Here is an 8,431-nt window from a genome sequence, read left to right as displayed (position 1 = left end):
CGGGAATAAGACTTACTTTTTCATCGGTATATTCCATAATAGGTCCGAAAAATATTTCTTTGTCAGCAAATGGCACATTGGCTCCGCAAGAGATTACTTCCAGCCCTGAGTTGATCATCTCTGTGATTTGTTCCTGAGTGATCAATCTGGATGCTGCACACGGGGCAAATATCTCTGTTGGTAAACTCCATATCCTTTCCTTCATTTCCGCAAAAGGAATCATCTTATCAGGGTCAGCAATTAAGGTATTTCCTTTTTTATGGAGAAAGAAGGTTTTGATCTCGTCAAACGAGAATCCGTTTTCATTAATGACCCCGCCTTCCCTGTCTATGATCCCCACCACCTTGGCTCCCATCTGAGCAAGATAGAAGGCTGCTGCCGCACCTACATTTCCAAATCCCTGTACCACAGCCTTTTTACCTATTACTGAGCCTCCGTAAATGGTATAGTAATGCTTTACCGCCTCTGCTACACCATAGCCGGTGATCATATCGGCCACTGTATATTTTTGGGCAGTATTAGGAGAATAAGCAGAAGTTTCTAAAACTTTGATCACGCCCAAACGCAATTGGCCAATACGGTTAATCTTGTCGGCCTCCGTAGGCCTAAAATGTCCATTAAATACTCCCTCCTGAGGGTGCCACACTCCGGCGTCTTCTGTAATAGGAATCACTTCATGGATCTCGTCCACATTCAGGTCACCGCCGGTACCGTAATAACTTTTCAGCAACGGGGCTACCGCATTGTACCAACGTTCTAGCACGCCCCTTTTTCTAGGATCATTTGGATTAAAATTGATCCCGGATTTGGCGCCTCCAATGGGCGGTCCTGAAACAGTGAATTTTACCTCCATTGTCTTTGCCAGGGATAAAACTTCATTCATATCCAGCCCTTCGCGCATCCGTGTACCACCTCCTGCCGCACCTCCGCGCAAGGAATTGATCACTGTCCATCCTTCGGCTTCCGTTTCCGGATCCTTCCAATTAAAAACAATTTCCGGGGCTTTATTTTCGTACTTTTTTAAAAGATCTTTCATGTATGATAAGTATTATATTATGAGTTGTACATTTTCACGGCCTTCGAAAGCCGCTGCTTTACATCTGTGTTGTTACCTGAAGCTAGTGTTGTCTCATAATTCCAATATCTATCGTATGCCTTTTGTTCATCTGCAACAAATATAAAAATATTGACGGGGTATAAAAGTATTTCTGTGTGGCCAATAGCAAACAATCAAAAAATATAGTTTGTCGTATTCGCAAATTGCCGTGGTAATCATTGAATAATTTCCAATCAAGATGTATATTTGTAGGCCTTTTTTAACAATATACTAAGTACTATGGATTTTACACTTTCAGAAGAGCAGTTGATGATTCAACAAGCGGCCCGCGATTTTGCACAACAGGAATTACTTCCCGGGGTCATTGAAAGAGACGAAGCACAAAAATTCCCCACAGATCAGGTAAAAATGATGGGGGAGCTCGGCTTTATGGGAATGATGGTCGATCCAAAATTTGGTGGAAGCGGATTAGACACCCTGTCCTACGTACTCGTTATGGAGGAACTTTCAAAGATAGACGCCTCAGCTTCGGTTATTGTATCGGTTAATAATTCCCTCGTATGCTGGGGGCTGGAAACTTTTGGCTCAGAGGCTCAGAAAGAAAAATATCTGGCAAAACTGGCCACCGGGGAGATCATTGGCGCATTCTGCCTTTCAGAGCCAGAAGCCGGTAGTGACGCAACCTCTCAAAAAACAACTGCGATAGACAAAGGAGATCACTATATTCTCAATGGAACCAAAAACTGGATTACTAATGGCAGCTCAGCCGATGTATACCTGGTCATAGCCCAAACCCACGTAGAAAAAGCACATAAGGGGATCAATGCATTGATCGTTGAAAAAGGGATGAAGGGCTTTGAAATAGGTCCCAAAGAGAACAAATTAGGTATCCGCGGGAGCGATACACATTCATTAAACTTCAATGATGTGGTGGTCCCAAAAGAAAATAGGATTGGAGAGGATGGATTTGGATTTAAATTTGCCATGAAAACTCTTGCAGGTGGCAGGATAGGGATCGCTGCTCAAGCCTTAGGTATTGCCGCAGGTGCCTACGAAATGGCCAAAAAATACTCCAAGGAACGAAAAGCTTTCGGCACGGAAATCAGTAATCACCAGGCCATTGCTTTTAAGCTTGCAGATATGCATACTCAAATAGAGGCAGCTCGTTTTCTAGTGTATAAAGCGGCCTGCGACAAAGATAATGGCGCTAACTATGATCTTTCTGGGGCCATGGCAAAACTATACGCTTCTCAGGTAGCCATGGAAACAACTGTTGAGGCCGTCCAAATACACGGGGGCAACGGATTTGTAAAAGATTACCACGTAGAAAGGCTTATGAGAGATGCAAAGATCACCCAGATCTATGAAGGGACCTCCGAAATACAGAAGATCGTTATTTCGCGGAGTATCCTCACCTCAAAATAGTGGGATTCTTTGTCCTCAAACACTAACTATTCAAATCGGATAGCTTTGATTAAATCACTGCTTCCTGTTATGACAAATTCCGCAAGACAGTATTATTAATATCCTATTTTAACGGAGATTTAAAATGCATTTTGCATATTTCCCAAGGTATTTTTTAATTAGCTGCATTTTTTACCTCTTCAACTGCGAAAACCGACTGGCATCAAAGTCATTTTGGTACTTTTGAGTAAATACCAAAACAGATGTTGAAGAAGCAAGGATTGTATTTGCCGGAGTTTGAGCACGATAACTGTGGGGCAGGTTTTATTTGCAGCCTGAAAGGAAAAAAATCGAACGATATAATTCACAAGGCCCTCGAAATTCTTGACAAATTAGAACATAGGGGCGCCGTGAGTGCAGACGGAAAAACAGGAGATGGCGCAGGGATACTGATAGATATCCCTCATATTTTTTTTCAGGAAGAATGCTCCTTTGAATTACCAGCACCAGGAACTTATGCGGTAGGGAATGTCTTTCTACCTAAAAAGGCCAATCAACGTGCTTATTGCATTTCGGTATTTGAGGCAGAAATAAAAAGACAGGGCTTGAATTTAATCGGATGGCGCGATGTTCCTGTAAATACCTCCGTCCCTGGCCGAATAGCTGCTGAAACTGAACCCTTTGTTAAACAAGTCTTTATTGCTCAGGAAAATGAGACACAGGATGTCTTCGATTTCAATCTGAAACTATTTATAGCACGAAAGGTAACGGAGCACACCATTATTGGTTCCAAACTTTCTGAAAGCAAATTCTTTTACCTGCCCAGTCTTTCTACCAGGATCATTATTTTTAAAGGGCTACTGATGCCCCAGGATATCAAAAGATATTATTCGGATCTGATGGACCCCAGAGTAATTACCAGACTTGCGCTGGTTCATCAACGTTTCTCCACCAATACTTTCCCCACCTGGGATCTGGCGCAACCCTTCCGATATATGTGCCACAATGGGGAGATCAATACCCTGCGAGGCAATGTATCGCGCATGCGTTCAAGGGAAGAACTGATGGAAAGTCCACTTTTTGGGCCGGAATTAAAAAAGATCATTCCGGTTATCCTTCCAGCAAAATCAGATTCTGCGACCATGGATATGGTGGTTGAACTACTGCTGATGACGGGGCGCTCACTGCCCGAAGTTATGATGATGCTGGTCCCTGAAGCCTGGGAAAAAAATACAGAAATGTCTGAAGCCAAGAAGGCCTTCTATGAATATAACTCCTGTGTCATGGAACCCTGGGACGGGCCGGCTTCTATTCCGTTTACCGATGGGAACTACATAGGGGCTGTTTTGGACAGGAACGGACTGAGACCCTCGCGGTATTCCGTTACCAAGGACGGATATGTAATTATGTCCTCAGAAACAGGCGTCCTGGACATAGCGCCAGAGAATATTGAATTGCATGGAAGACTGGAACCCGGGAAAATGTTTCTGGTGAATATGGAGGAAGGCCGTATCATCAATGATGAGGAAATCAAAGAGGAAATAGCACAACGCCATCCTTATAAGAAATGGCTCGATAAGAATCTGATGCACCTGCGCGACATTCCCTATAACGATTGTCCTCTTTTTATCGGGGAGGAAAGCGTGGAAAAAAGGAAGGCGGTTTTTGGCTACACCCTTGAAGATATAAATACCATTATCCTTCCTATGGGGAAAAATGCCAAAGAACCCATAGGGTCCATGGGCTCAGATACCCCAATCGCTGTCTTATCGGATAGACCTCAATTGATCTATAATTATTTTAAGCAATTGTTCGCCCAGGTAACAAATCCTCCTCTTGATGGCATCAGGGAAGAACTCATCACAGATATAAGTTTAACGCTGGGAACAGACCGGAACATCTTTGACATCACCGAACTGCATTGTAAAAAATTAAAGATCCAAAACCCTGTGATCTCCAAAGAAGATCTGGACAAAATCAAGAATTACGACGCCAGTCCTGATTACAAGGTAGTGTCCATTTCCATTTTATACGATGTTCAGCGAGGGCACAATGGATTAGAGGAAGCATTGCAATCTCTTTTGACACAGGCCACCAAAGCAATAGACAATGGGGCCAATATTATCATACTGTCGGATCGTTTTGTAAGTGAAGAAAAAGCGCCTATCCCCGCATTATTAGCGTGTTCTTATGTTAACAGCGGCTTACAAGCTGCAGGGAAACGATCCAAGTTGAGTATCATCATAGAATCTGCCGAACCAAGAGAGGTGCACCATTTTGCATTACTCTTCGGTTTTGGAGCCAGTGCCATCAATCCGTATTTGGTGAACGAGATCATAGGGGAACAGATCGATGAAAACGATATTACCGACTTCTCCTTTGATGAAGCCATCAAAAATTATAACAAAGCCATCGGGAAAGGCATTGTAAAAGTGATGAACAAGATCGGGATCTCTACCTTGAATTCATACAGAGGTTCGCAATTGTTTGAATGTATTGGCCTCAATACAAATGTCGTTAACAGGTATTTCCCAAATACCCCCACACGTATTCAGGGAATAGGATTATATGAGATCGAAAAGGAGATCGCAAAAAGACATCAGAATGCCTTTGTAAAAAAACATATAGCAGCCGATCTGGATCTGGAAATTGGCGGTGAATACCGATGGAGAAGGGATGGTGAAAAACATATGTTCAATCCTTTGTCTGTCGCTAAACTTCAGAAATCTGTACGCAACAACGAAGCAGCTACTTACAAGGAATACGCCCAAATGGTAAATGAGCAATCCAGAGACCTTATGACCATCCGTGGAATGTTCGAATTTGCCAATTATGACCCCATTCCTTTAGAGCAGGTAGAACCCTGGACAGAAATTGTAAAGCGATTTAAAACAGGGGCCATGTCTTATGGTTCAATAAGCAAGGAGGCTCATGAAAATCTGGCCATTGCCATGAACCGTATCGGAGGAAAGAGTAATTCTGGTGAAGGTGGAGAAGACGCTGACCGATTTTATAAGAACAAAACAGGAGATTGGCGAAATAGTGCCATCAAACAGGTGGCCTCGGGAAGATTTGGAGTTACCTCTAATTACCTTACAAATGCCCAGGAGATCCAGATAAAAATGGCCCAGGGAGCAAAACCAGGAGAGGGGGGACAACTCCCGGGACCTAAGGTGAACCCTTCCATCGCCAAAACCAGGAATTCTACCCCATATGTTGGATTGATCTCCCCACCCCCCCATCACGATATTTATTCTATAGAAGATCTATCTCAGCTTATCTATGATCTTAAATCTGCCAACAGGGAAGCCCGTATCAACGTAAAACTGGTGTCTGAGGTGGGTGTTGGTACCGTAGCTGCCGGAGTAGCCAAAGCAAAAGCCGATGTGATCCTTATTTCGGGTTTTGACGGAGGTACAGGGGCATCTCCCCTTACCTCTTTAAAACACGCAGGACTACCCTGGGAACTGGGAATTGCGGAAGCACAGCAAACCCTGGTCATGAACGATCTCAGGAACCGTATTGTACTGGAATGTGACGGCCAGTTAAAAACAGGGAGGGATGTGGCCATCGCTTGCCTGTTGGGAGCAGAAGAATTTGGTTTTGCGACCGCACCCCTGGTAGCTTCCGGATGTATTATGATGCGTGTATGCCATTTAAACACTTGCCCGGTTGGTATTGCCACACAAAATCCCGAATTGCGAAAGAAGTTTGAAGGAAAACCAGAACACGTGGTGAATTTTATGTATTTCGTTGCACAGGAACTCCGGGAGATCATGGCCCAGTTAGGTTTCAGGACCATCAATGAGATGGTGGGACAAGTACAAAAGTTAAACAGAAACAAGGCAATAGACCATTTTAAAGCCAATGGATTGGACCTGAGTCCTATTCTTCATAAAATTGAAGTACGAAAAGGGACCAAGCTGTATAATACCCAGCAACAAGAACACCACGTAGATGACTCCATGGAGTTTGAGATCATTGGAAAAGCCCACCCGTCCTTGTTCAGAAAAGAAAAATCTGTTTTGCATTTCCCAATTCATAATACAGACAGGGCCATAGGGGCCATTATCAGCAATGAGATCTCTAAAATTTACGGTGCGGAAGGCCTGCCAGACAATACCTTAAAACTAATTTTTACCGGTTCTGCCGGTCAGAGTTTTGGGGCATTTGCCACAAGGGGCCTTACCATGGTGGTAAATGGGAATACGAATGACTATCTTGGGAAAGGCCTTTCCGGGGCTAAATTGATCATCAAGATCCCTGAAAAATCGACCTTAAAACCAGAAGAAAATATTATCACAGGGAATGTTACCCTGTATGGGGCCACATCGGGTGAAGCGTATATCAATGGCAAGGCCGGGGAGCGATTCTGTGTTCGAAATTCCGGAGCCACGGCAGTAGTTGAAGGAATAGGAGACCATGGATGCGAGTATATGACAGGAGGCACCGCGGTTATTCTGGGTGAAGTAGGGCGAAATTTTGGTGCCGGCATGAGTGGAGGAATTGCCTATGTCCTGGATAAACATCAAACATTCGACAAACGATGCAACAAGGAAGCACTGAACCTATTACGGGTGGAGGAAGACCAGGATATACACTGTCTGAAAAGTCTTATTGAAAATCATTACAATGCCACTTTAAGTCCACTAGCACAGAGGATATTGGAAAATTGGGAGCATTATTTGCCCCAGTTTATCAAGATATTCCCTGAGGAATACAAACAAGCTTTGTTGCGATTAGAGCAGGAAAAACTACAAACAATTTAGAACGAGACATGGGAAAGACGACGGGATTTTTGGAATACGAAAGAAAGACAGAGCCCTATAAACCGGTAGATAAACGAGTGAAGAATTTTAAGGAATTTACAGTTCCTTTAAAGGAAAACGAGTTAAAGGAACAGGGAGCTCGTTGTATGGATTGTGGAATTCCTTTTTGCCATAGCGGATGTCCGTTAGGAAATTTGATACCCGACTTTAATGATGCCGTATATAGAGGGAAATGGGAAAAGGCAGCTCAAATCCTTCATGCCACCAATAATTTTCCGGAATTTACCGGAAGGCTATGCCCCGCACCTTGCGAGGAAGCTTGTGTTTTAGGGATCAATGAAGACCCGGTTTCTATTGAGAACATTGAAAAGAACATCGTAGAGACCGCCTTTTCAAAAGGATGGGTAGTGGCCATACCACCAGAAACTAGAACAGGTAAAAAAGTTGCCGTCATCGGATCCGGACCTGCCGGATTGGCTGCTGCGCAGCAACTTAACAGAGCAGGGCACAGTGTTACCGTGTATGAACGGGACGAAAAACCTGGAGGCCTATTGCGATATGGCATTCCTGATTTTAAGATGGAAAAGCACATTATTGACCGGCGCCTGGAGGTATTAAAAGAAGAAGGAATCGAATTTAAATGTGGGGTTCATGTTGGGGTAGACATTAAGGCGGAGGCATTAAAAGCAGACTATGATGCCCTGGTATTATCAGGTGGGGCTACTATTCGCAGAAATTTACCAATTGAAGGTGCAGAATTAAAAGGGGTGGTGCAAGCAATGGACTTCCTTGCTCAAAATAACCGCCGTGTAGACGGGGTAAAGAATTTTGATCGTGAGATCAAGGCAACCAACAAGAATGTGGTCGTTATAGGAGGTGGGGATACAGGCTCAGACTGCATAGGTACTTCTTTTAGACAGGGAGCAAAGTCGGTATCCAATTTTGAGATACTTAGTAAGCCAACGACAGAAAGGCCTGAGGACCAGCCATGGCCATTCTGGCCGATGCGTTTAAGGACCAGTTCTTCGCATAAAGAAGGAGTGGAACGCTATTTTAGTATTTCTACCAAAAAATTCATTGGGGATACGGAAGGAAATTTAAAAGGCCTGATCACTTCAGAGGTTGAATGGATTAAGGTTCCTGGTGAACGGCCTGTATTAAAGGAGATAGATGGAACTGAGAAAGAGTGGCCCTGTGAATT

At 43.8% G+C, this 8,431-nt stretch carries 4 protein-coding genes; 3 read left to right on the top strand and 1 reads right to left on the bottom strand.

The features are described 5' to 3' along the window. A partial coding sequence (locus WBM49_RS11480) for a Glu/Leu/Phe/Val dehydrogenase dimerization domain-containing protein (protein ID WP_424372192.1) occupies window positions 1-1,036 on the bottom strand: 1,036 nt, incomplete at its 3' end. A 300-nt stretch (window positions 1,037-1,336) separates the two neighbouring features. Here WBM49_RS11480 and WBM49_RS11475 point away from each other — a divergent pair. From WBM49_RS11475 to WBM49_RS11465, 3 genes are all read left to right on the top strand, one after another. Further along, a complete protein-coding gene (locus WBM49_RS11475) occupies window positions 1,337-2,482 on the top strand; it encodes an acyl-CoA dehydrogenase (protein WP_424372191.1) in 1,146 nt (381 codons plus the stop codon). Window positions 2,483-2,724: 242 nt separating this feature from the next. Then, window positions 2,725-7,230, top strand: coding sequence for a glutamate synthase large subunit (gene gltB / locus WBM49_RS11470; protein ID WP_424372190.1), 4,506 nt, complete (start codon window positions 2,725-2,727; stop codon window positions 7,228-7,230). Between the two features lie 8 nt (window positions 7,231-7,238). Further along, on the top strand, window positions 7,239-8,431 hold a 1,193-nt coding region (locus WBM49_RS11465; RefSeq protein ID WP_424372189.1), incomplete at its 3' end, for a glutamate synthase subunit beta.

The sequence above is a fragment of the Muriicola sp. genome (assembly GCF_049669965.1).
Lineage (GTDB): Bacteria > Bacteroidota > Bacteroidia > Flavobacteriales > Flavobacteriaceae > Muriicola.
This window is presented reverse-complemented; position numbering and strand designations above follow the sequence as displayed.

What these genes read in the sequence shown, in the direction of transcription:
- WBM49_RS11475 (WP_424372191.1), top strand. Translation starts at nt 1,337, where the DNA reads ATGGATTTTACACTTTCAGAAGAGCAGTTGATGATTCAACAAGCGGCC.
- gltB (WP_424372190.1), top strand. Translation starts at nt 2,725, where the DNA reads ATGTTGAAGAAGCAAGGATTGTATTTGCCGGAGTTTGAGCACGATAAC.